Source organism: Enterococcus sp. MSG3290 (assembly GCF_050555565.1).
In the GTDB taxonomy this organism is placed as follows: Bacteria; Bacillota; Bacilli; order Lactobacillales; family Enterococcaceae; genus Enterococcus_B; species Enterococcus_B faecium.
Window position 1 is genome coordinate 1,800,001 of record NZ_CP187862.1, and the last position, 22,476, is coordinate 1,822,476.

14 protein-coding genes, 1 tRNA gene and 2 rRNA genes (1 of these 17 only partly in view) are annotated in these 22,476 nt (G+C 39.9%); 3 read left to right on the top strand and 14 right to left on the bottom strand.

What is annotated here, in order from left to right:
* From IGL31_RS08650 to IGL31_RS08685, 8 genes are all read right to left on the bottom strand, one after another.
* Nucleotides 1–805, bottom strand: a 23S ribosomal RNA gene (locus tag IGL31_RS08650); it reaches 2,110 nt to the left of the window's first position.
* A gap of 292 nt (nucleotides 806–1,097) precedes the next feature.
* A tRNA-Ala gene (locus tag IGL31_RS08655) sits at nucleotides 1,098–1,170 on the bottom strand.
* A 76-nt stretch (nucleotides 1,171–1,246) separates the two neighbouring features.
* Nucleotides 1,247–2,806: ribosomal RNA gene (locus tag IGL31_RS08660) — 16S ribosomal RNA — on the bottom strand.
* The 16S and 23S rRNA genes sit together here with 1 tRNA gene alongside, the layout of an rRNA operon.
* 686 nt (nucleotides 2,807–3,492) lie before the next feature.
* Entirely contained in the window at nucleotides 3,493–4,998 is a 1,506-nt protein-coding gene (locus IGL31_RS08665) for a HAMP domain-containing sensor histidine kinase (RefSeq protein WP_002298265.1), read from the bottom strand.
* Entirely contained in the window at nucleotides 4,995–5,681 is a 687-nt protein-coding gene (locus tag IGL31_RS08670) for a response regulator transcription factor (RefSeq protein ID WP_002290973.1), read from the bottom strand. The genes IGL31_RS08665 and IGL31_RS08670 overlap by 4 nt, the downstream gene beginning before the upstream one ends.
* 192 nt (nucleotides 5,682–5,873) lie before the next feature.
* Complete coding sequence (gndA, locus tag IGL31_RS08675; RefSeq protein WP_002295350.1) at nucleotides 5,874–7,295, bottom strand: NADP-dependent phosphogluconate dehydrogenase; 1,422 nt, start codon at nucleotides 7,293–7,295, stop codon at nucleotides 5,874–5,876.
* A 169-nt stretch (nucleotides 7,296–7,464) separates the two neighbouring features.
* A complete protein-coding gene (gene rpmF, locus IGL31_RS08680; RefSeq protein ID WP_002290970.1) occupies nucleotides 7,465–7,644 on the bottom strand; it encodes a 50S ribosomal protein L32 in 180 nt (59 codons plus the stop codon).
* Nucleotides 7,645–7,701: 57 nt separating this feature from the next.
* Nucleotides 7,702–8,271 carry a YceD family protein gene (locus IGL31_RS08685; protein WP_002295352.1) on the bottom strand — a complete coding sequence of 190 codons (570 nt, stop codon included), beginning with the start codon at nucleotides 8,269–8,271 and terminating at the stop codon, nucleotides 7,702–7,704.
* Between the two features lie 185 nt (nucleotides 8,272–8,456).
* Between IGL31_RS08685 and IGL31_RS08690 the strand changes: the two genes are divergently transcribed.
* Nucleotides 8,457–9,359 carry a LysR substrate-binding domain-containing protein gene (locus tag IGL31_RS08690; RefSeq protein ID WP_002295354.1) on the top strand — a complete coding sequence of 301 codons (903 nt, stop codon included), beginning with the start codon at nucleotides 8,457–8,459 and terminating at the stop codon, nucleotides 9,357–9,359.
* Between the two features lie 34 nt (nucleotides 9,360–9,393).
* Here IGL31_RS08690 and pyk read toward each other — a convergent pair whose 3' ends face one another.
* The 3 genes from pyk to dnaE form a co-directional block, all read right to left on the bottom strand.
* Nucleotides 9,394–11,178 (bottom strand): pyruvate kinase, encoded by a 1,785-nt coding sequence (gene pyk / locus IGL31_RS08695; RefSeq protein ID WP_002295355.1) that lies wholly within the window; start codon nucleotides 11,176–11,178, stop codon nucleotides 9,394–9,396.
* 73 nt (nucleotides 11,179–11,251) lie between these two features.
* Entirely contained in the window at nucleotides 11,252–12,214 is a 963-nt protein-coding gene (pfkA, locus tag IGL31_RS08700) for a 6-phosphofructokinase (protein WP_002304759.1), read from the bottom strand.
* Nucleotides 12,215–12,381: 167 nt separating this feature from the next.
* Entirely contained in the window at nucleotides 12,382–15,696 is a 3,315-nt protein-coding gene (gene dnaE, locus IGL31_RS08705) for a DNA polymerase III subunit alpha (protein WP_002330253.1), read from the bottom strand.
* A 230-nt stretch (nucleotides 15,697–15,926) separates the two neighbouring features.
* Here dnaE and IGL31_RS08710 point away from each other — a divergent pair, with 230 nt between their 5' ends.
* Entirely contained in the window at nucleotides 15,927–16,112 is a 186-nt protein-coding gene (locus IGL31_RS08710) for a YjzD family protein (protein WP_002295359.1), read from the top strand.
* Nucleotides 16,113–16,173: 61 nt separating this feature from the next.
* Here IGL31_RS08710 and IGL31_RS08715 read toward each other — a convergent pair whose 3' ends face one another.
* Both IGL31_RS08715 and IGL31_RS08720 read right to left on the bottom strand, forming a co-directional pair.
* A complete protein-coding gene (locus tag IGL31_RS08715; protein ID WP_002290958.1) occupies nucleotides 16,174–17,370 on the bottom strand; it encodes a multidrug efflux MFS transporter in 1,197 nt (398 codons plus the stop codon).
* Nucleotides 17,371–17,539: 169 nt separating this feature from the next.
* The gene (locus IGL31_RS08720; RefSeq protein WP_002295362.1) at nucleotides 17,540–18,976 is read right to left on the bottom strand and encodes an NCS2 family permease; all 1,437 of its coding nucleotides are present in this window, start codon (nucleotides 18,974–18,976) and stop codon (nucleotides 17,540–17,542) included.
* Nucleotides 18,977–19,268: 292 nt separating this feature from the next.
* Between IGL31_RS08720 and IGL31_RS08725 the strand changes: the two genes are divergently transcribed.
* Nucleotides 19,269–20,078: a Cof-type HAD-IIB family hydrolase gene (locus IGL31_RS08725; protein ID WP_002296740.1), complete on the top strand. Its 810-nt coding sequence runs from the start codon at nucleotides 19,269–19,271 to the stop codon at nucleotides 20,076–20,078.
* A 185-nt stretch (nucleotides 20,079–20,263) separates the two neighbouring features.
* On the opposite strand, the gene IGL31_RS08730 is transcribed toward IGL31_RS08725, so the two are convergent.
* Nucleotides 20,264–22,417 (bottom strand): peptidoglycan D,D-transpeptidase FtsI family protein, encoded by a 2,154-nt coding sequence (locus IGL31_RS08730; protein WP_002287654.1) that lies wholly within the window; start codon nucleotides 22,415–22,417, stop codon nucleotides 20,264–20,266.
* Nucleotides 22,418–22,476: the final 59 nt, after the last annotated feature.

A 22,476-nucleotide genomic window follows, 5' to 3' on the forward strand; every position in this document is an offset into this window, starting at 1 on the left:
CCTCATCCCCGCACTTTTCAACGTACGTGGGTTCGGTCCTCCAGTGCGTTTTACCGCACCTTCAACCTGGACATGGGTAGATCACATGGTTTCGGGTCTACGACTACATACTCAAACGCCCTATTCAGACTCGCTTTCGCTGCGGCTCCGTCTCTTCAACTTAACCTCGCATGCAATCGTAACTCGCCGGTTCATTCTACAAAAGGCACGCCATCACCCATTAACGGGCTTTGACTTGTTGTAGGCACACGGTTTCAGGTTCTATTTCACTCCCCTTCCGGGGTGCTTTTCACCTTTCCCTCACGGTACTGGTTCACTATCGGTCACTAGGGAGTATTTAGCCTTGGGAGATGGTCCTCCCGGATTCCGACGGAATTTCTCGTGTTCCGCCGTACTCAGGATCCTCCTAGGTGTCTTCCACATTTCGTCTACGGGGTTTTTACCCTCTTTGACTGACTTTTCCAAGTCATTCGACTATCTGAAAGAACTACCATATTGGAGTCCTACAACCCCAACAAGCAAGCTTGCTGGTTTGGGCTTTTCCCGTTTCGCTCGCCGCTACTCAGGGAATCGAATTTTCTTTCTCTTCCTGCAGGTACTTAGATGTTTCAGTTCTCTGCGTCTACCTCGAATGTGCTATGTATTCACACAATCGTAACATCCTATTAAAGATGCTGGGTTCCCCCATTCGGAAATCTCTGGATCATAGCTTACGTACAGCTCCCCAAAGCATATCGGTGTTAGTCCCGTCCTTCATCGGCTCCTAGTGCCAAGGCATCCACCGTGCGCCCTTATTCACTTAACCTTATCAACCTTGCGGTTGGGTTTTGACCCTTCTTCTAGCGATAGAAGTTAGATCAAGAAAATAAGCAATTGAACTTATTAAAAAACTCTATCCAGCTCACAAATCAGCCTGTGCGGCAAAAAGATCGATCGTCTCATAAAATCAAAGATTTTATGGCCGTCCGCCTATTTTGCTTCAGGCTAAACAATTTGTTCAGCTTTCAAATTCAACGCGGTGTTCTCGGTTTGTATTACTTACATTTACTTCAAATATCCAGTTTTCAATGAACAAATTTAACAACTAATGTTGTTAATGGAGCCTAGCGGGATCGAACCGCTGACCTCCTGCGTGCAAAGCAGGCGCTCTCCCAGCTGAGCTAAGGCCCCGTTTTAAATTGAGAGTAAACCTCTCAAAACTGAACAAAGTAAAAACAAATTGTGTAGTCTCCGTAATATTCCTTAGAAAGGAGGTGATCCAGCCGCACCTTCCGATACGGCTACCTTGTTACGACTTCACCCCAATCATCTATCCCACCTTAGGCGGCTGGCTCCAAAAGGTTACCTCACCGACTTCGGGTGTTACAAACTCTCGTGGTGTGACGGGCGGTGTGTACAAGGCCCGGGAACGTATTCACCGCGGCGTGCTGATCCGCGATTACTAGCGATTCCGGCTTCATGCAGGCGAGTTGCAGCCTGCAATCCGAACTGAGAGAAGCTTTAAGAGATTAGCTTAGCCTCGCGACTTCGCAACTCGTTGTACTTCCCATTGTAGCACGTGTGTAGCCCAGGTCATAAGGGGCATGATGATTTGACGTCATCCCCACCTTCCTCCGGTTTGTCACCGGCAGTCTTGCTAGAGTGCCCAACTGAATGATGGCAACTAACAATAAGGGTTGCGCTCGTTGCGGGACTTAACCCAACATCTCACGACACGAGCTGACGACAACCATGCACCACCTGTCACTTTGCCCCCGAAGGGGAAGCTCTATCTCTAGAGTGGTCAAAGGATGTCAAGACCTGGTAAGGTTCTTCGCGTTGCTTCGAATTAAACCACATGCTCCACCGCTTGTGCGGGCCCCCGTCAATTCCTTTGAGTTTCAACCTTGCGGTCGTACTCCCCAGGCGGAGTGCTTAATGCGTTAGCTGCAGCACTGAAGGGCGGAAACCCTCCAACACTTAGCACTCATCGTTTACGGCGTGGACTACCAGGGTATCTAATCCTGTTTGCTCCCCACGCTTTCGAGCCTCAGCGTCAGTTACAGACCAGAGAGCCGCCTTCGCCACTGGTGTTCCTCCATATATCTACGCATTTCACCGCTACACATGGAATTCCACTCTCCTCTTCTGCACTCAAGTCTCCCAGTTTCCAATGACCCTCCCCGGTTGAGCCGGGGGCTTTCACATCAGACTTAAGAAACCGCCTGCGCTCGCTTTACGCCCAATAAATCCGGACAACGCTTGCCACCTACGTATTACCGCGGCTGCTGGCACGTAGTTAGCCGTGGCTTTCTGGTTAGATACCGTCAAGGGATGAACAGTTACTCTCATCCTTGTTCTTCTCTAACAACAGAGTTTTACGATCCGAAAACCTTCTTCACTCACGCGGCGTTGCTCGGTCAGACTTTCGTCCATTGCCGAAGATTCCCTACTGCTGCCTCCCGTAGGAGTTTGGGCCGTGTCTCAGTCCCAATGTGGCCGATCACCCTCTCAGGTCGGCTATGCATCGTGGCCTTGGTGAGCCGTTACCTCACCAACTAGCTAATGCACCGCGGGTCCATCCATCAGCGACACCCGAAAGCGCCTTTCAAATCAAAACCATGCGGTTTTGATTGTTATACGGTATTAGCACCTGTTTCCAAGTGTTATCCCCTTCTGATGGGCAGGTTACCCACGTGTTACTCACCCGTTCGCCACTCTTCTTTTTCCGGTGGAGCAAGCTCCGGTGGAAAAAGAAGCGTTCGACTTGCATGTATTAGGCACGCCGCCAGCGTTCGTCCTGAGCCAGGATCAAACTCTCATAAAAAGTTCGAACAATCTTGCGATTGTTAAGCTCAATTTGTTTGCTAGCATATTGCTTGCTTGTTAAAAATGTTTGTTGTCTTGAATTGAATCAAGACGCCCTACACATTTGGTTTGTCTTACTTTGTTCAGTTTTCAAAGGTCTAATCTTTTTGTTTCAACAACTCTTTAATCTTATCAGATTCAGAAGAGAGTGTCAACAACTTCTTTGTTTATTTTTTCTAAACGTCTTTGTCACTCATTAGCAGCGACTTGATTATCATATCATCTTTATTGTTATTTGTCAATAACTTTTTCGAAGTTTTTTTCGATAAAATCAAGCTTTATTAGCTATCTCATCCAAACGACTTCGTTATTATAACATGACATCAAAAGTGCGTCAACACTATTTTTTATAATTTTTAGTGACACCTTAAAGGAATCATTTAGAACAAATAATAATATAGCAATCTCTTTATAAAATTGCAATAGAAAATTCCCTATTTTTATTTATTATTTTTAAACACGAATATTACAGCATTTTATTGTTTTTTCGTTCATCTAAAAGCTACTTACATTTAATTAACGGATGTTATTCTATTTAATTGTTCGCTAGTTTTTTTTATAATGACATCCCTGAATTTCTCACTTGCTTGTATTTTGTACCTTATTCTTTGTTGGATATATAAAAAAACAAGTAAAGCACATGCTTTACTTGTCTTCTGCCTTTGCGATAGGAATAAAGATTCTAAAAATTGTCCCTTGCCCTACTACACTTTCTGCTAAGATACGTCCTTTATAGTTTTCAACCAGTTGTTTAGCGATAGACAACCCCAGACCATTTCCACCCTTCGTTCTAGCTCTTGCTTTATCCACTCGATAAAAACGATTGAAGATCTTATTAAGGTCTTCTTTGGGTATTCCTTCGCCAAAGTCCTGAATCGCGATCTCAAATTCATTCAGAGTGGAAGAAATAGAGATATGGACTTCTTTTCGTGTAGTTGAATACTTTACTGCGTTATCCAATATGATAATGATTAATTGTTCAAAGTGATTACGATAAATTTGCAGGGTCACTTCTTTTGTCAAATCATCATCTAAAGTGATCACATAGTCTGGATATAATATCTTGAAATTATTATAAACTTGATAGGTGACTTCTTTTCCTTTAGTTGTTTCATTCGCATAATGAACATCTACTTGTTCTGCTCTTGATAAGTCTAGCATCTCTTGAACTAAGCTTTTCATACGGCTGATTTCTTGCATGCTGGCGCTTAATGATTCTTCTAATATCTCAGGATCATCTTTCCCCCAACGATTTAGCAGACTAAGATGCCCTTCAATAATTGCAACAGGTGTCCTTAACTCATGAGATACGTCTTCCACGAATTGCTCTTGTTGTTCAATATACAAACGCATACGGTCAAGCATCTCATTGAATATTTCAGCTAAATCTGCCAATTCATCATTTGTGTCGATTTCAGGCATGTGGATATCTGATTGCGGATCTTTACGTATAGTATCCATTGTATCTCTGAGTACCTTGAGTGGTTTTAAGAAATAAGAAGATAAAAAGAAACCTAAAATACTACTTAAGATCAAAGAAACAACTTCTAAAACAATAAGAGTCAATAATAGCTTATTTCGAATATCATAGAAAGAAGATAATTCATAGAAGCTTTGCGCATAGCCGATCTTTTCTCTTGTACCTTTAGAATATATAGGCTGGATAGATAAAAAGCCAGTTTTTCCTTCTAGTGTAACGATCGTTGGAACTTTACGTGTAGTCTGAATCAGGTTTCGACTGTTTTCATGGGTTTTAAAAATCAAGTTCTCGTCCAAATCATAAACATAAAGATCCATTGATGGCTGCCCTAGCTCAGCTATAAAGGAATCGATCTTCATTAAGTTTCCTTCGACCAGTGAAGTATGATCTACGACCTCATCTCCGTCATTTGTCGCTTTCGTCAGATTACGATACGTATTTACTAATGTCAGTTCTTCATCCGAGTTAGCCAAACGAGAAGCTACTTCTGAAATCGTACGCTCTACATTGTTTCTTTCTTTTGCCACAATCAGATTGATAGATGATTTATAGGTAATGACAGCGAAAATTGTAAACACAACGAATATGAAGAAAGAACTCGCAAAGGCCCACTTGATTGTCAAGGAGGGCCCTTTCAGTTCTCTTTTTTCCGATTTTTTCGGCTTTATCACGAGCGCATCACATAACCTGTTCCGCGTACAGTTTGGATATAGCTTTCCTCCCCGGGAACGTCAATTTTGTTGCGAAGATAACGAATATATACGTCCACTACGTTTGTTTCAACTTCTGTTTCGTATCCCCACACTTTATTTAGTAAAACGTCACGTGCTAATACCACGTTCACGTTTTCCATTAAAGTAAGCAGCAACTCGTATTCTCTTTTTGTTAGTTCAATTACTTCATTTCCGCGACGTACGACACGGTTTTCTTTTTCGATAGTCAAATCGCGATAAGTAATAGTAGTTTGTTTAGCCACATTTTTATCGCCTTCAATATCGATTCGACGCAACAATGCACGAAGACGTGCTAATAATTCTTCGATAGCAAATGGTTTGACGATGTAGTCATCTGCTCCGTGGTCAAGTCCAGATACACGATCGATCACAGAATCTCTTGCAGTCATCATAATGATTGGTGTATTTTTGACTTGGCGTACACGTCTGCAGACTTCTAAACCGTTCAATTCTGGGAGCATCAGATCCAACAATATGGCATCCCACTCATTATTTAATGCCGCATCTAAACCAGTTCGGCCGTTGTAGTGGACTTCTGCGTTATACCCTTCATGCTTCAACTCTAGCTCGACAAATCGTGCCAAGTTCTTTTCATCTTCAATGATTAGAATATTGCTCATTTATTATTTTATCCTTTCTATTCTACTGGCTTTTTAAAAACTCTATCATTATACCGATAATATGCTTAAAAATCTATAGTCATTTTATCATGGATAGCAATTTTAAAAAAGAGCTGAAGTCTACTCATAACAATCGACTTCAGCTCTTTCGTCCTCTTTTTATTTTCTCATTTCCTAACAGCCGAAAGACTATTATTCTTCATGGTACCATGAGTAATGGAAGATTCCTTCTTTGTCGACACGTTCATAGGTATGTGCGCCAAAGTAATCGCGTTGGGCTTGGATTATATTTGCAGGCAGACGTTCTGCTCTGTATGAATCGAAGTAAGCGATGGCTGATGAGAAAGTCGGTACAGGTACGCCAGCTTGGACAGCCAAGGCAACGACGTCTCTGACTGATTGCTGATATTTTTTCGTGATTTCAACGAAGTAATCATCTAGCAATAAATTTTCGATCTCAGGATTTTTGTCATAGGCATCCGTAATTTTTTGCAAGAATCGAGCTCGGATGATACATCCAGCGCGCCAGATTTTTGCGATTTCACCAAATGGCAAGTCCCAATCAAATTCTTTTGAAGCGACACGTAATTGAGCAAATCCTTGGGCATAACTCATGATTTTACTGAAATACAACGCTTCTCGGATTTTTTCGACCAATTCTTTTTTGTCTCCCGTGAACTCAAAATCGTTCGTACGAGACAAAATTTTACTTGCTTGTACGCGTTCTTCTTTATAAGCAGAAATATAGCGGGCAAATACAGATTCAGTGATCAATGGAAGTGGCACACCTAAGTCAAGCGCGCTTTGGCTTGTCCATTTACCTGTTCCTTTATTCCCAGCTGCATCAAGGATCACATCTACTACTGGTTTACCTGTTCCTTCATCGTCTTTACGTGTCAGAATGTCAGCAGTGATTTCTATCAAATAGCTGTCTAATTCGCCTTGATTCCATTCTTTAAAGATATCAGCCATTTCTTCTACTGAAAGGTTTAAAATATTCTTCATTAAGTCATAAGATTCAGCAATCAGTTGCATATCTCCATACTCAATACCGTTGTGTACCATTTTCACATAATGTCCGGCTCCATTTGGGCCAATATATGTGACACATGGTGCTCCGTCTTCTGCTTTTGCAGAAATTTGCTCTAAGATTGGTGCAACTAGCGCATAGGCTTCTTTTTGTCCACCAGGCATGATTGAAGGTCCTTTTAAAGCTCCTTCTTCACCACCGGAAACGCCTGTACCGATAAAGTTGATGCCAGAGTTGGCTAACTCTTCATTACGACGCATCGTATCTTTAAAGAATGTATTTCCTCCGTCAATCAAAATATCGCCTTTATCAAGGTGAGGAAGTAACTCTTGGATTGTTGCATCTGTTGCCGGTCCTGCTTTGACCATTAGCAAGATCCGACGTGGTTTCTCGATAGATTCTACAAATTCTTCGATTGTATATGTTGCTTTGAAATTTTTATCTGGGTGTTCTTCTACTACAGCGGTTGTTTTAGCCCCTGTACGATTGAATAAAGCCACTGAATAGCCGCGGCTTTCTATGTTCAAGGCTAGATTTTTACCCATAACGGCCATACCGACAACGCCGATTTGTTGTTTTGACATATGAACTCCTCCTACATACGGGATTTCTCCCTAATCTCTTACATTATAGCTTAACACGGCTACATTGCAAACTAAAGAACAACATATTTTTTATTTACCGACTACAAAAAAATAAACCTCAAGGCTCCATGGTTAGCCTTGAGGTTTTACATTTTCTAATTAAAATGTATTAAGCTTCTTTTGACATTACGTCCTTACCATCATAGTAACCACAATTTGCACATACGTGATGGCTTTTTTTCATTTCACCACAGTTTGGACATTCGTTTAACCCTTTGATTGTCAATTTGTAGTGTGTACGACGTTTTGCTTTTTTAGCTTTTGATGTTCTTCTAGCTGGTACTGCCATTTTGCTACACCTCCTTGTAAAGTCTTGTATCTAAATTAGACACAATATATTCCAATCTTACTTGTTATCGTCGTCTTTTGATTTAGAATCAAAAAGTTCAGATAGTTTTGCAAGACGAGGATCAATTTTATTCTCGGCTTCTTCCATTTTTCTGCGCTGGTATTCTTCTTCGGAAACAACTTCCCAATCATTGCCTTTTGGAAGTTCTGTTGCTGCTTCCTCTTCTTTTGTCAATACCCGCATTGGAATCGCCAATAAGATGTTGTCTTCAATCGACTCTGCTAAATTCAATAATGGACCTTCAATTAGCAAAATCTCATCTGCAGACATTTGTTCATCTCTACTTTGGAATTGTTCTTCTGTCATGAATACTTCGTCTACAGAAAAATCCATGGGCAGTTCAACAGGTTCTAGTGAACGTGTTGAAGGAACTGTCAAAGTCGTCTGCACAGTGTAATGAACGATATAGCCTTTCTTATCAACTGAGACCAAACCTTCGACTTCCACTGGCGCAACATCAAGTATTAAATTGTCTCGCTTCATGAGAGCGGCTTTCAAGTCGAGCGTCTCATGAAAAGTTAACGGTGTCTCCTGGTATTTTCTCAATTCCAATAAAGACCATTTCATTTTTCATCACTCCTAAGCAACAAAAGCAATTATACAGGGCAAAAAGCATGTTGTCAATGAAATTTTCTTGACACCTTGCAGTTCATAAAAAAACAGAAAAATCTTTATTAGAAAGCCTCTGTTTGCTATCATCCTCAGAATCATTTACAATAATCATTATTCCATTAAAGGAGCGGATGATCTTCATGAACACGAAAGATATCGAATACTATGTCCAAATCGTCAAACAAAAAAATTTTACGAAAGTGGCTAATTATTTCCGTGTGAGCCAACCTACTATTACATATGCATTACAACGTCTTGAAAAAGAGTTTGACACCGTACTTATTACAAGAGATCGATCGCATCACGAATTAATCGTCACGCCTTCTGGAAAGCAGCTGTTTCTCCATGCACAAACCATTCTCCAAGAGATTTCTACTGCAAGAGCTGAAATCACTCAGTTGCAAAAGAAAAAGCTTCGTTTTGGCATGCCTCCTATTATCGGCAATGAATACTTTCCTAAACTGTCAAGTTACTTTATCAAGCATGAATTGATGAATCAAATTGAGATTACCGATGGAGGCTCTCGGGACTTATACGGGATGATCCGACAAGGGAGGATCGATTTAGCTGTATTAGGCTCAACACAGCCAATCGTGGATCAATATTTAGAAACAGAGTTACTTTTGGACAAACGTTTCATGATCGTCGTGCCACCTACACATCCTCTTTCCAAGCAGGATACTGTCTCTTTCAAAGATATAGCAGATGAACAGTTTGTACTATTGAACGAACATTATGTCCACCCCGCAGCATTCACTAAGCTTTCTAAACAAACACATACTCATCCAAAAGTTGTTTATCAAAGCAATGACTTGACGATTTTAAAGAGTATGGTCCGAGAAAATGTGGGTATCGGTTTTTTGGCAGAGATTGCTGTCCATCCTGAAGATCATTTAGTTTGCCTCCCTCTTTCAGATGAAGTTCAGCCTCGCTTCTTGATTTCATTGGCAAAACGAACACAGCAGATCGTCACGCCTCTTCAAGAACAAGTAGTCCAAGTTATCCATGAATTCGTTACAGCACAAAAAAACAGCTCTTCGTAAAAGAAGAGCTGTTTTTATTTTTTATTAAGCTAAATTAGATAGCTGTTGTTTCGCCACGGTAAACGATGCCGCGACGTGAATCAACGGTAATCAATTCACCTTCTGTAATTGTTGTTGTTGCGCCTTTAGCACCAACGATTACAGGAATATCTTGTGCAATTCCTACAACTGCAGCGTGAGAAGTCAATCCGCCTTCTTCAACGATAACAGCAGCTGCTTTTTCGATTGCAGGCATATATTCTTTGTCAGTTGATGGTACAACTAGAACCATTCCGTCTTTTGCTTTTTTTACAGCTTCTTCAGCAGATGAAGCAATAACTGCATTTGCAACGACAGATTTTTGTCCAACGCCTTGAGCTTCTAATAATTTAGAACCAATCATTTGAATTTTCATCACGTTAGTCGTTCCGCGTTCACCAACTGGTACACCAGCAGTGATCAAGATTAAATCGCCTTCTGATGCGAAACCTAATTCAACAGCTTTTTTAGCTGCTAGTTCAAACATTTCATCAGTTGTTGATGGTTTTTCAGCAACTGTTGGGTAAACGCCCCAGTTTAACATCAAACCACGTTTTGTGCGTTCGTCAAAAGTAACAGCCAAGATATCTGCATCTGGACGATATTTTGAAATCATTTTTGCAGTGTATCCTGATTCAGTTGCAGCAACGATTGTTTTCACGCCTAGATTTTTTGCAGCACGAGCTACAGATAAACCGATTGTTTCAGTTACATCTGTTTTATCGAATTCGTTCAATTGGAATGTACCTAATTCTGATAATGCATTTTCAGCTTCTTGGTCGATACGTGCCATTGTTGAAACAGCTTCAACTGGGTAGTCCCCGTTTGCAGATTCACCAGATAGCATTGTTGCATCTGTGCCATCAAATACAGCGTTAGCAACGTCAGAAGCTTCCGCACGTGTTGGACGTGGGTTTTCTTGCATTGATTCTAACATTTGTGTAGCAGTGATAACTGGGATACCAGCAGCATTACATTTTTTGATGATGCGTTTTTGAACCATTGGTACTAGTTCAGCTGGGATTTCAACACCCATATCTCCGCGGGCAATCATAACACCGTCAGAAACTTTGATGATTTCGTCAATGTTGTCGATACCTTCTTGAGATTCGATTTTAGGGAAGATTTGAACATGAGTCATGTCTTTTTCTTCTAAGATTTCGCGGATATCTAGAACGTCTTGTGCTTTACGTACAAAACTTGCAGCGATAAAGTCGATATCGTTGTCTAAACCAAAACGAATATCGTCAGCATCTTTTGGAGTAATACCTGGCAAACTAATAGAAACGCCTGGTGCATTTACCCCTTTACGTGATCCTAGCATACCTGCATTTTTAACTTCTACGACTAATTCACGGTTTGCTTCGTCTTTTTCAATGATTTGCATATCGATCAAACCATCATCAAATAAAATGTGTCCACCAACGTGAACATCGTCAAATAATCCTGGGTAAGTAACCGCGATTTTTTCTTTTGAACCTACATGTTCAGGATCCATAGAGATGCGTGTTTGATCTCCTACTTCAAATTTGATGTATCCTGCACGACCAAAATCAGCTTCTGTTGTGCCTTGAACAGTTGTACGGATTTCAGCTCCTTTTGTATCTAAAAGAATACCGACATCTTTTCCTGTCTTTTTAACTGCTTCACGGACCATAGTCATACGTGATAATTGTTCTTCATGGTCACCATGAGAAAAGTTAAAGCGGAAGACATTTGCCCCAGATTCAATCAATTGAGAAATAATTTCTACTGAGTTACTTGCTGGTCCTAATGTACTAACGATTTTGGTTTTTTTCATTTAAAAAACTCTCCCATTCAATTTTGTTTATTTAAAGCTGTATACAGCTTAAATAGCTTGGTTTCTTTCACTCTTAAAATGAAAGTGAATTATTTAGATCATATAGTGATAAGTCTGGTTTATGTTTGTTGTTTTCAAGTGTATCAATGATGTCAGACGCAACGATTTCGTTGTCATGGATACCGACACATAATCCACCTTTTCCTTCTTGAAGCAATTCGACAGCGTAAGCACCGAATTTACTTGCCAACACGCGGTCGCGTGCGCTTGGTGCTCCACCACGGACAACGTGTCCCAAGATAGATACACGTGTATGATAGTCACCAAATTCTGAAAGTTTCTCAGCGAATTCATTTCCGCCCATTACACCTTCAGCCAAGATGATCAAGCAATGTTTCTTCCCGCGATCGCGGCCTTCTTGGATTTTTTTAGCAACTGAAGCCATATCAAAATCATGTTCTGGGATGATGATTTCATCCGCTCCGCCAGCCACACCTGACCATAAAGCGATGTCTCCTGCATTGCGTCCCATTACTTCGATAACGAATGTACGAACATGAGAAGTCGCTGTGTCACGAATACGGTCAATTGATTCTAGTACTGTATTGATTGCTGTATCAAAACCGATTGTGAAATCAGTCCCAGGAATATCATTATCGATTGTTCCAGGAATACCTACTGCTGGGAAACCGCGTTTTGTCAAAGCCATTGCGCCATGATAAGAGCCGTCTCCTCCGATAACCACTAGACCTTCGATTCCGAATTTTTTCAATTGTTCGATTCCTTTTAATTGACCTTCTTCAGTTGCAAATTCTGGATAACGTGCAGAATACAAGAATGTACCACCACGTTGGATCTTGTCACCTACATCTGCCACATCAAGACGACGAATATCTCCAGCAACTAAACCGGCAAAACCATAATTGATCCCGTATACTTCCAGTCCTTCGTAAATACCTTTACGAACAACGGCACGAACAGCTGCATTCATTCCAGGTGCGTCTCCGCCACTGGTCAAAATTCCGATGCGTTTCATAATAAACATTCACCTCATTAAAATACTTTATCCTAAGTATGACTTAGGTTTACAACCATTTTTGCGTTAACCACGACTAACATTCTAACATTATTTTTCTCACTTGTCTTGATTTACGGATAAAAAAATGAAAAAAAATGAAAGCAAGTAGTATTTTTTACCGTAAGTTATTTGAAAACCACATTATCTTCGCCAAGCAGATAAATAAGTTGCCCCTTTATACTCTTGCTGTCATCCACCCAATAAGCATCTGACAGAACTACTTTTCGTTGCGTTTTTTCGTGATACATAACTACTGGTATATATCCTGGGTGTTTCTGAAAAATCACTTGTAATTGTTTCATTATCTCGGGATCTTCCCGTTCTTCTGTAATACGCAAATAGCAAGTTTGTGAAGGATACTGGGCTTCTAACTGGTTAGGATCAGCAAAGCTTTCTCCAATTAGTTGCAGTTCCTGATTATATTTGCTGATTTCGCTCCGCCCTTGAACAAAGATCACTCGATCAACGGCAAACAAATTACGATATTTACGATAAAGAGTTGGAAAAACTGTGACAGAAATTTCTCCACTACTGTCGGTTCCTTCAACAAAGGCCATCAGTTCTCCTTTTTTTGTCCGAATTTCTCTAACTTCCTTGATCATCACTAATAAATTGACTGGTTGATTAGGGACGATATCTGTAATCAGCTGAACTTGTTTAGCTAAACGAAGACGATCAAACCCTTCTGCAGGATGACCTGACAAATAAATACCTAAGTACTCCTCTTCCAGCTTCAAGCGTTCTTCTAGTGTATAGTCAGCGACTTCTTCTTCTTTTAATGCCATGATTCCCAGCAAGTCAAGACTTCCACCACTGTAAACGATATTTTGGATTTTTCCTTCGAGATCAAGCATCAATTGTTTCCTGTTAGGAGATAATTCATCAAAAACTCCTACTGCTGTCAGTGATTGCAGTAACTCTAATTTCAGCCAACGCTTATCGATCCGTATGAGGAATTGATCCACTGACTGGAACGGGCCATTTTGTTTTCTTTCGTTTAATATATCTTCTACAAAATCACGCCGAATACCTTTTATCGCTGTCAGTCCGAATCTGATTTCTTCCTTATTGACCAACTCAAAACTGGAATTACTTTGATTAATGGACGGCGAGGAAAGTTTGAGTTTATTTTTACGTGCTTCTGCAATATATTCTTTCAATTTTGATGTGTTATGCCGAACAGAATTCATCAGGCTGGTAAAGAAAGCACCTGGATGATGGGCTTTTAGATACGCCATTTGGAATCCCACGAATGAATAAGCAAATGCATGTGACCGATTGAATCCATAGTTTGCAAATTTTTCGATATATTCATATACGGTCGCTGCTGTTTTTTCCGAATATCCCTGTTGTAATGCTCCTGATACAAAATGCGACTTTTCTTCATCTAATACGTCTTTTTTCTTTTTACTCACTGCCCGTCGCAGAATATCTGACTGCCCTAATGTAAATCCAGCCATAGTCGAGGCGATCTGCATGATTTGTTCCTGATAGACGATCACTCCATATGTGTTTTTCAAAATCGGGATCAGTGAATCATCTGGGTAGCGAATGGCTTCTTTTCCTTTCTTCCTGGCAATGAAGGTATCTATATTTTGCATAGGGCCTGGTCGATACAATGCATTGACTGCGGCAATATCTTCGATGTTTTCTGGATCTAATCTTCGTAAAACGTTCCGGATACCAGCAGATTCAAATTGAAATACTCCTGAGGTTTCGCCTCGTTGAAACAAGAGCAGCGTTTTTGCATCATTTAGCGGGATCTCTTTTAATCGGATCTCATACCCTTCTACTCGCTTAACAGCTTTCAAAGTAAAATCAATAATCGATAAGTTGCGTAGTCCTAAAAAGTCCATTTTCAAAAGACCGATTGCTTCTACCTCATTCATCGTATACTGGGTCAGAAAAGCTTCATCAGAACCGCGTTGGAGCGGAACTAGTTCAAGTAGATTCTTATCGCTGATAACTACACCTGCTGCGTGAGTCGAAACATGTCTTGGCAATCCTTCTAAAATCACTGCAGTTTTGAATAAAAGTTGGTTTTTTTCGCTTGCCTGAACTAATTCTACTAATTGATGCGAAGTTTTATAAGCTTGGGTCAATGTGATTTTCAATTGATTGGGTATTGCTTTTGACCAGCGGTTTGCTTCACTTTGCGATAAACCAAACACTCTAGCTGCATCTCTAAGAACCATTTTTGCTGCCATTGTGCCAAATGTTGCGATTTGTGCCATATGATATTGTCCATACTTTTCTCGAACATAATTCAATACTTCTTCACGTCGATTGTCAGGAATATCCAAATCGATATCTGGCATCGTAAAGCGTTCGGGGTTTAAAAAGCGTTCGAACAGCAAATCATATTCTAATGGATCCACATCTGTGATTTCTAACACATAGGCTACTAATGAACCCGCAGCAGAACCACGACCTGCACCGGTAACGATTTTGTTTCTATGAGCAAAAGCCATTACATCCCATACGATCAAGAAATAATCATCGAATCCCATTTGATGGATGACAGATAACTCGTAGTCCAAACGTTCTTGGTATTCCTTTGTATAATCAGTGATTCGGCGTTCCACTTGCGAATAGCATAACTCTCTTAAATATTCTCCAGCTTGTTTTCCATTAGGAACTGGATAATGCGGAAGTAATTTCTGATGGAACTGGAATTCAAATGAAATCGATTCAGCTAAACGCTGGGCGCCTATTACAGCTTGGGAAAGACCCGCTTTTTCGAATCGTTTGATCATTTCTTGTTCTGAAAGAAGATAGCCATTTGCTGTTAGTGGTAAAGATGCAGATAAATTTTCTAAAGGTATTTGGCTTCCCTCTTTGATATGTTTCATCACTTCAAGTGCAAAAAGTTCTTCTTGTTGTAAACTAGCGATGGGATGTAATGCACAAAGCGAATAATTTTCTTTTATCACATACTGATACCATTCAGGCAATTGATCAGGCGTGTTTTCTGTCAAGCCGATATAAAAATTTCTAGTAAAAACATTTTCAAGTAAAAACTGCCAATGACCGAAAAAGTTATCCTCTTTATTGAAAGCCTCAGAAACAGAATGATTTGCCGGAACAACAAACGCTAGATGGTCGGTTTCTGTCATTTCTGCAAGTTCCAATTTTTCTTGGATCATTTTTCGGCTGGAAAGTTTCATCAGCTGCTGATAACCTATTTCATCTTTTGCGTACGCAAGCAAGCCATAATTTTTTTCTTCATAAGTATAACTAAGATGTAATCCAATGATTGGCTGTACTCCTTCTTCTACACAAATACGATAGAATTCAGGTGCACCGTATAAGACATCTTTATCCGTTATGGCTAATGAAGTGTAGCCTTGTTTTTTTGCTTCTTGTACATATTCTCGAATACGTATCGTACTTTGTAAAAGAGAATAAGAAGTAATTGTATAAAGTTGTGGGAAAAACATCTTGCATTCCGCCTTTTTTTTCGTTAAAATTCACTAGCGTTAAAAGGTTTGATCCTTTTACTTTCATTAAGATAGCAGGCGCTGAAGTTGATTATTCCACTTCATTTGCTTGCTTGTAATCTGTAGGAATGAGTTCTTTCGCAAGAACTCAAATTTTATTGAGATTTGGTCTCGTTTCTTTACATTCAAAGAAAATCTGGTAAAATTAAGATAGAAAAGAGGTGTTCTTTATGCGATATATCGTTACATTATTCTGGGCTGTCGTTCTAGGTCAAGTAGTCGGTTATATTGGTGCTGCATTAACAAGCGGAACATATGATTTTACTTTGACAACAATCATTTCATTCATTGCGGGTGTTATTATCCTTTTGATTGGTGCAGTTGCGCCAAGAAAAGAAACCTCTGCCCATTCGTAAAAAAACAGCCAAGAGCTTGAGATTTCTCAAGCTCTTTTTTATTTTCTACTCCTCACCACCATTATAATCTGCTGCGAAGAACTTTACGAAAGTTGAATAAAGAAAGAAGAATATTTGACAGAACAAACAAACTTGTCACAATAAAAACAGCACTGTAATTATAAGCATGCGCGACTGTCGATCCTAGCATGGGACCTAAAACTTGTCCAAAGTTGCTAAACATCTGATTGTAGCTATAGATTCGGCTGACTCCTTCTTGAGGCGTAATCTTACTGATCAGTGTATTGACAGAAGGCATCAAAGCGCCAGTTGAAAAGCCTAAAATAAAGCGAAGTATACCTAATTGGAGCGGTGTAGTGACGAATGCCATAGGTAAATAACAGCAAAATGATAAAATGAGTCCTCCAATTAGAACTTTTTGATTCCCAATCTTATCCCCTAGTTTTCCTAGTTTCGGTGAAGAAAAGACAGCGGAAACACCAGCTATCGAAACAATCAAGCCGCTGACAAAAAGGATATTTTCTGTACTTCCGCTCAATTCACGAATATATAAGGTCAAAATAGGGCTGATCGTAGTGATTCCTATCTGTAAAATCAAGGTCGTAATGAAGAGACCGATCAAAATAGAGAGATGATCCATTTTTGAAAAAATTTCTTTGGTGCTTATCAGATCTTTTTTCTCGATCGGATGGAAATCTTCTTTGACTAAGAAAATGGTCAATACCGTTGTGATCATCAACAAAGCCCCTGTGATCAAGAATACATTTTCCATACCAAACCACTGAGCCAGTGCACCGCCCATTGAAGGTCCGATCAGATTTCCAGCAATCGCTCCGGTAGACAATGTTCCTAACGCCCATCCGCTCTTTTCTCTAGGTGCCTGTGAAGCAATCATCGCTGTGGCATTTGGAATATATCCAGACAAAATCCCATTCCAAAACCGCATGATCAAAAGCCAATACGCGTTCGGTACAAAAGCCAAAGATCCCATTGTTAATGTCATCCCTGCTGCTGCACGGATCATCATGAGTTTTCGGCCTTTTCGATCAGCTAGATTTCCCCAGATTGGTGCAACCACGGCAGATGCAAAAGCAGTCACAGAGATTGCTAGTCCCGAAAACAATTCGATTTGATCTTTTGGTGTTCCTAGTTGCTCAACATAAACTGGTATGAATGGCATAACTAAACTAATACTTGCACCAGTGAAAAAACAGCCAATCCACGCAATCACTAAATTTTTTCTCCAATTAATCTCCATCTATCATCCCTCTTTCGTCTCTTTTATCATACCTATTTTCGAATAAACAAGCAACGATCTCGCCAGTAAAAAGAGAAAAATCCCGCAAAGGTCATTTTATATGTAACGTTCTTTTTATGTAAAACAAAAAGAGATCAGAACAAATACTGTTCCAATCCCTTCTCTTTAGTTAAATTGTTGCTAGAATGATGAAGTTGATAATGAATAAAATATCAACGATCCACAAAGCAACAGAAACTTGATTGTATTTTCCTTTGATTACTTTCACAATTGTATAGAAAATAAATCCTGCTGCAATCCCATAGGAAATGCTATAGCACAATCCCATAAAGATCGATGCAAAGAAGGCCGGTAAAGCTTCTTCCATATCTAGCCATTTGATGTCTGCAAAAGAAGCCATCATCATTACTCCAACTAAAATCAATGCTGGCGCAGTTGCTTGATTTGGTACAATGGCGATCAGTGGAGAGAATAAACTACTTAATGCGAATAGCACTGCCACTACTACTGAAGTCAAACCAGTACGTCCACCGGCCCCGATCCCAGCTGCAGATTCGACATAAGTTGTTGTATTCGATGTACCAAAGATAGCCCCCACAGAAGTAGCGATCGCATCGGCAAATAGTGCTTTATCCATTTTTGTTTTGAACCCACGACCATCTTCCAACGCGATCTCGTCTTCTTTTGAGAAAATACCTGTGCGGCGTCCTGTACCGATAAATGTTCCGATCGTATCGAAAGTATCAGATAAACTGAATGCGATGATCGTCATCAATACTTGAGGAATCTTGGAAGAATCACTGAATAAAGATTGCATGCCTTCAGAACCAAATGCTGCACCGAAAGTTGTTCCTAATTCTTTAAATGAATTACCTAACGAATTCGTTTGCCAATCAATGGAACTTAAATCAACAACACCCATAAAAATACCAAGGACTGTGGTCGCTACGATACCGATAAGAATAGCCCCACGGACATTTTTTACAACTAAAATGGCTGTCAGTACCAAACCAATCACAGCCAATAAGATAGGAGCGTTGTCAAAGTTGGCTAACGCAGGGACGATTCCACCATTTATCGTAACATTTGTCGCTTTTCCGCCTTCAACGACAGAGCTCGAAATAGCTGACTGGTCTGCTGAAAAAGATAAGAATCCTGCATTTTTGATTCCGACATACGCAACGAAAATACCGATCCCGCCACCAATCGCATGTTGAAGACTTTCGGGAATCGCCCGAATAATCATTTTTCGAATATTTGTGACAGTAATAAAAATATTGATTAATCCGCAAATAAACACCATTGCCAAGGCTTGTTGCCAAGAATAACCAAGCCCAAAAACGACCGTAAAAGTGAAAAATGCGTTCAATCCCATACCAGGTGCCTGAGCATATGGTACATTTGCGAACAATCCCATTACCAGCGTACCAATAATCGATGCAATGATTGTCGCTAGAAATACTGCTTGGAAGGGCATACCTGATGCTGACAAAATCGTCGGATTTACGAATAAGATATAACTCATGGCAAAGAATGTCGTTACTCCCGCCATTATTTCAGTTGATACATTTGTATTGTTTTTCTTTAAACCGAAAAACTTTTCCATAAAAAGTTCCACTCCCTGAATTTTTTTCTGATGGAAAACTATAATAATAAAAAATAAGTAAAATAGGGCAAATCCATCGAACAATTTCAAATTATATAGACGTTTCATTCGCTTTTCAACGTTTTTTTAACAAAAAAAGCGAAAATAATACTTAACGTTCGTGTTTAGCTTATGTTTAGCTATTTATATAGCCATAACTGTAGTTTTTGTTAGGAATAGCTGATTGCTCTTGTTAATTACCTAAAATATGCTAGACTAAAACAAATGCTAGTTGAGGAAGGAAGGACCCTTATTGAATAAAAAATTAATTGCCATCGATCTGGACGGAACTACCCTCAATCAAGATTCGATGATTACATCTAAAACAAAAGAGACTCTGAAAAAAGCAATCAATGCCGGTCATCATGTCAGTATTGCTACAGGACGCCCATTCCGAATGAGCCATCAGTTTTACCAACAATTAGAATTAACAACACCGATGGTTAATTTTAACGGCGCATTAGTACACATCCCTAATCAGCACTGGGATGGTGAAAGAGAAACGTTGATCAATCGTGAAATCGCTTTTGAAATCTTATCGCAAAAAAAGCAGCTAAATTTAGATTTTATCGCTGCTGAAAATCGTGATACTTTTTTTATTGACAGTTTTGATTTCTTTGATGAAAAAATTTTTGCTTCTTCTCGTCCAGGAGAGAAGAATTTGCTTTCTCCTAAAAATTTGACGACAAATCCTACATCTTTGCTTGTCCGAACAGACAAACGTTTTGCAGGAGCTGTATCTGCTGAATTAACACGTCAATTTGGCAGTTATGTCGATGTTCGGACATGGGGTGGACCTACTGCCATCTTAGAGATTGTTTCAAAAGGAATCCAAAAAGCAAAAGGCGTGCAAGAGATTGCTAACTACCTGTCTATCGATCAAAAAGACGTCATTGCCTTTGGTGACGAGCATAATGATTTGGAATTGTTGGATTATGCAGGTTGGGGAGTAGCTATGGCTAACGGTACTGATCAACTCAAAGGCATTGCAAATGATGTCACTCCTTTGAGCAATCAAGAAGACGGTTTAGCTGTTTATCTGGAAAAACTACTTAAACTATAATAGAGAATTAGATTCCACAAAAAAGAGGTTGTGACAATTTTTGTCACAACCTTTTTTGCCGAGTAAACGGTGTTCAAAAGCCAGTTTCTCGGTATGAAGTCAAATTTAAGCAAAAATGTGAGAAGCTATTTTCACAAAATTTTTCTTCATACTCGAAACTAAGCGGCTTTTTCACGACCTCTTTTTTATTTTGCCATGAACATATCATAATACGCGTCCATTATTTCTTTAGCAATCGTCAAGTTCATGTGGTCTTGTTCGTCTAATAAGTTCGGCAAGACAACACTGATGGCAATTTCCGGATTGTCTGTTGGTCCGTATGCCACGATATTACTATTGACTGTCGTAATATCTGGATGACCTTCCGCAACCGTTTCTGCAGTCCCTGTTTTTGCGGAAAGGTCCATTTTCGCACTGGCTAATGGTTTGGCTGTTGTGTAAGGATCGGTACCATGGACAACTTGGTGGAATCCTTCACGGAGGATCGCCATATTTTCTGCAGAAATATTGACCGTATTTTCTACTGTTGTGCCAATTTCTTTCTTCACTTCACCCAAGTTTCCATTTTCGTCATTGCCATAGATCGCTTTGACTAGGTGCGGCTGTACTCGTTTCCCGCCATTAGCGACTGTTGAAGCATATTGAGCTAATTGGATTGGTGTATATGTGTCAAACTGTCCAAATGCCAAATCGGTAAAGTTACCTGGAGTATACCATTCTTTGCCATTATCCGCATTGAACTTCTTCATATAATCAACAGAACGTGAGATCCCAGGAGATTCATTCGGCAAATCGATCCCAGTCGTTGTACCAAGACCAAACTCTTTGAAAGAGTCTCTCAATTGCTGGTAAGCTTTAGCTTCTTCATCTAAACTAGGTAGTCCCATTCCAGGTGTATAGTCTAGTCCTAACATCTTTAACGCCACTTTGATCATATACGTATTAGAAGACAATTCCAATGCTTTGACTGCATCAAGAGCAACTTGTCCGCTTCGATTAAAGACAGAGCTTTTTTCTGAAGCACCTTGCAGACGAATCGGCTCATCAATCAAAACTTGATTTCCGCTGATCGCGTTACTTGCCCAGCCTGCTGTCAAAGTACCAGCCTTGACTACAGACCCTGGAGCAAAGGCGCTAGTAATCGTGCCTAAAGCATTCTCGGTGATTTCTTTGGAACCTTGTTCATGACTGAAACCAGTCATTGCTAGCACTTCTCCTGTCTGAGGATTCATAGCCACTGCATAAGCACCAGGCGAATACTGTGCTTTGCCGTTGTTGATCAATGTTTGATAATTCCTTTTCAAAATTTCTTCTACTTTTGATTGGAATTCTGCATTCATAGATAACATTAAATTAGAACCTTTTTCCCCAGAGAAGATTTCTTTTTGATTCGAAACATTTCCTTCATTATCAAGGGAAACTTCATATTGGGTTTTGGTTCCTTGCAGGACATCTTCATATTGTTTTTCCAAATAACTTTGTCCTACACGGTCATTCCGAGAATAACCTTTTGCTAGGTATTTCTCTGCTTCATCTGCTGGAAGTCCTTGCTTTTCAGTCGTCACACTGCCAAGAATACTTTTCAGTGAACTTGCTGCATTATATTCTCGTGTCCAGTCTGTGCCAGTCGAAACTCCTGGAAGTTCAGAAGCGCGTTCTGCCACAACAGCTAACTCTTGATCAGTAACACCAGAGTTTTTGATATAGACAGTGTTTAATTCATATGCACTATTCATCCGTTTAAAGATGGTAGCAATTTTTAATTGCTCCTCGTTTAAATTAATCTCATCAGCTGTGACTTTATTGACCATCGCACTATATTGTTCGCTGTTCCCTAATTGCTTTTCTTTTGCCGAAAGTCTTTTTGTGGCTTCTTTCAAATGTTTGGGATCAGCCAGCCAAAAATCTTTTTTATCTCTATCTGTCAGATTTTCATCTACCGGAACATCGATCAGCGAGTTCAGCTTCGTTGCGATTTCAAGCAAATCTTTAGCCGTAACTTGTGTTCCTCTCGTATATGTGATGGCCTGATTCGCTTTATTCGTAACTAAAGCTTTTCCTGTGGAGTCGTAGATCATTCCGCGAGGAGTACTTTCTTGGACCGTAATCGTAGAAGTAGACTTCACTCGCGCCTCCATCTCTTCGCCGTTCACGATCTGCAAATAACCCAATCTAGCAATCAACGCAACAAATAACGTAAATATAATGAAAAAAAGAAAATTTAAGCGAAAAGGAACATGGGACCGGCGAAACGTTTTGTTCTTAGGTTCTTGTGCACCTTTTCTTATTTTTTCTAACCAAGAAGTATTTAATATTTTTTTCATAAAATCTTTCATCATTTCCTATCCTTCCGCCTATTTACATTCATGCTTCATTGTACCCAAAAACTTCTTAATAA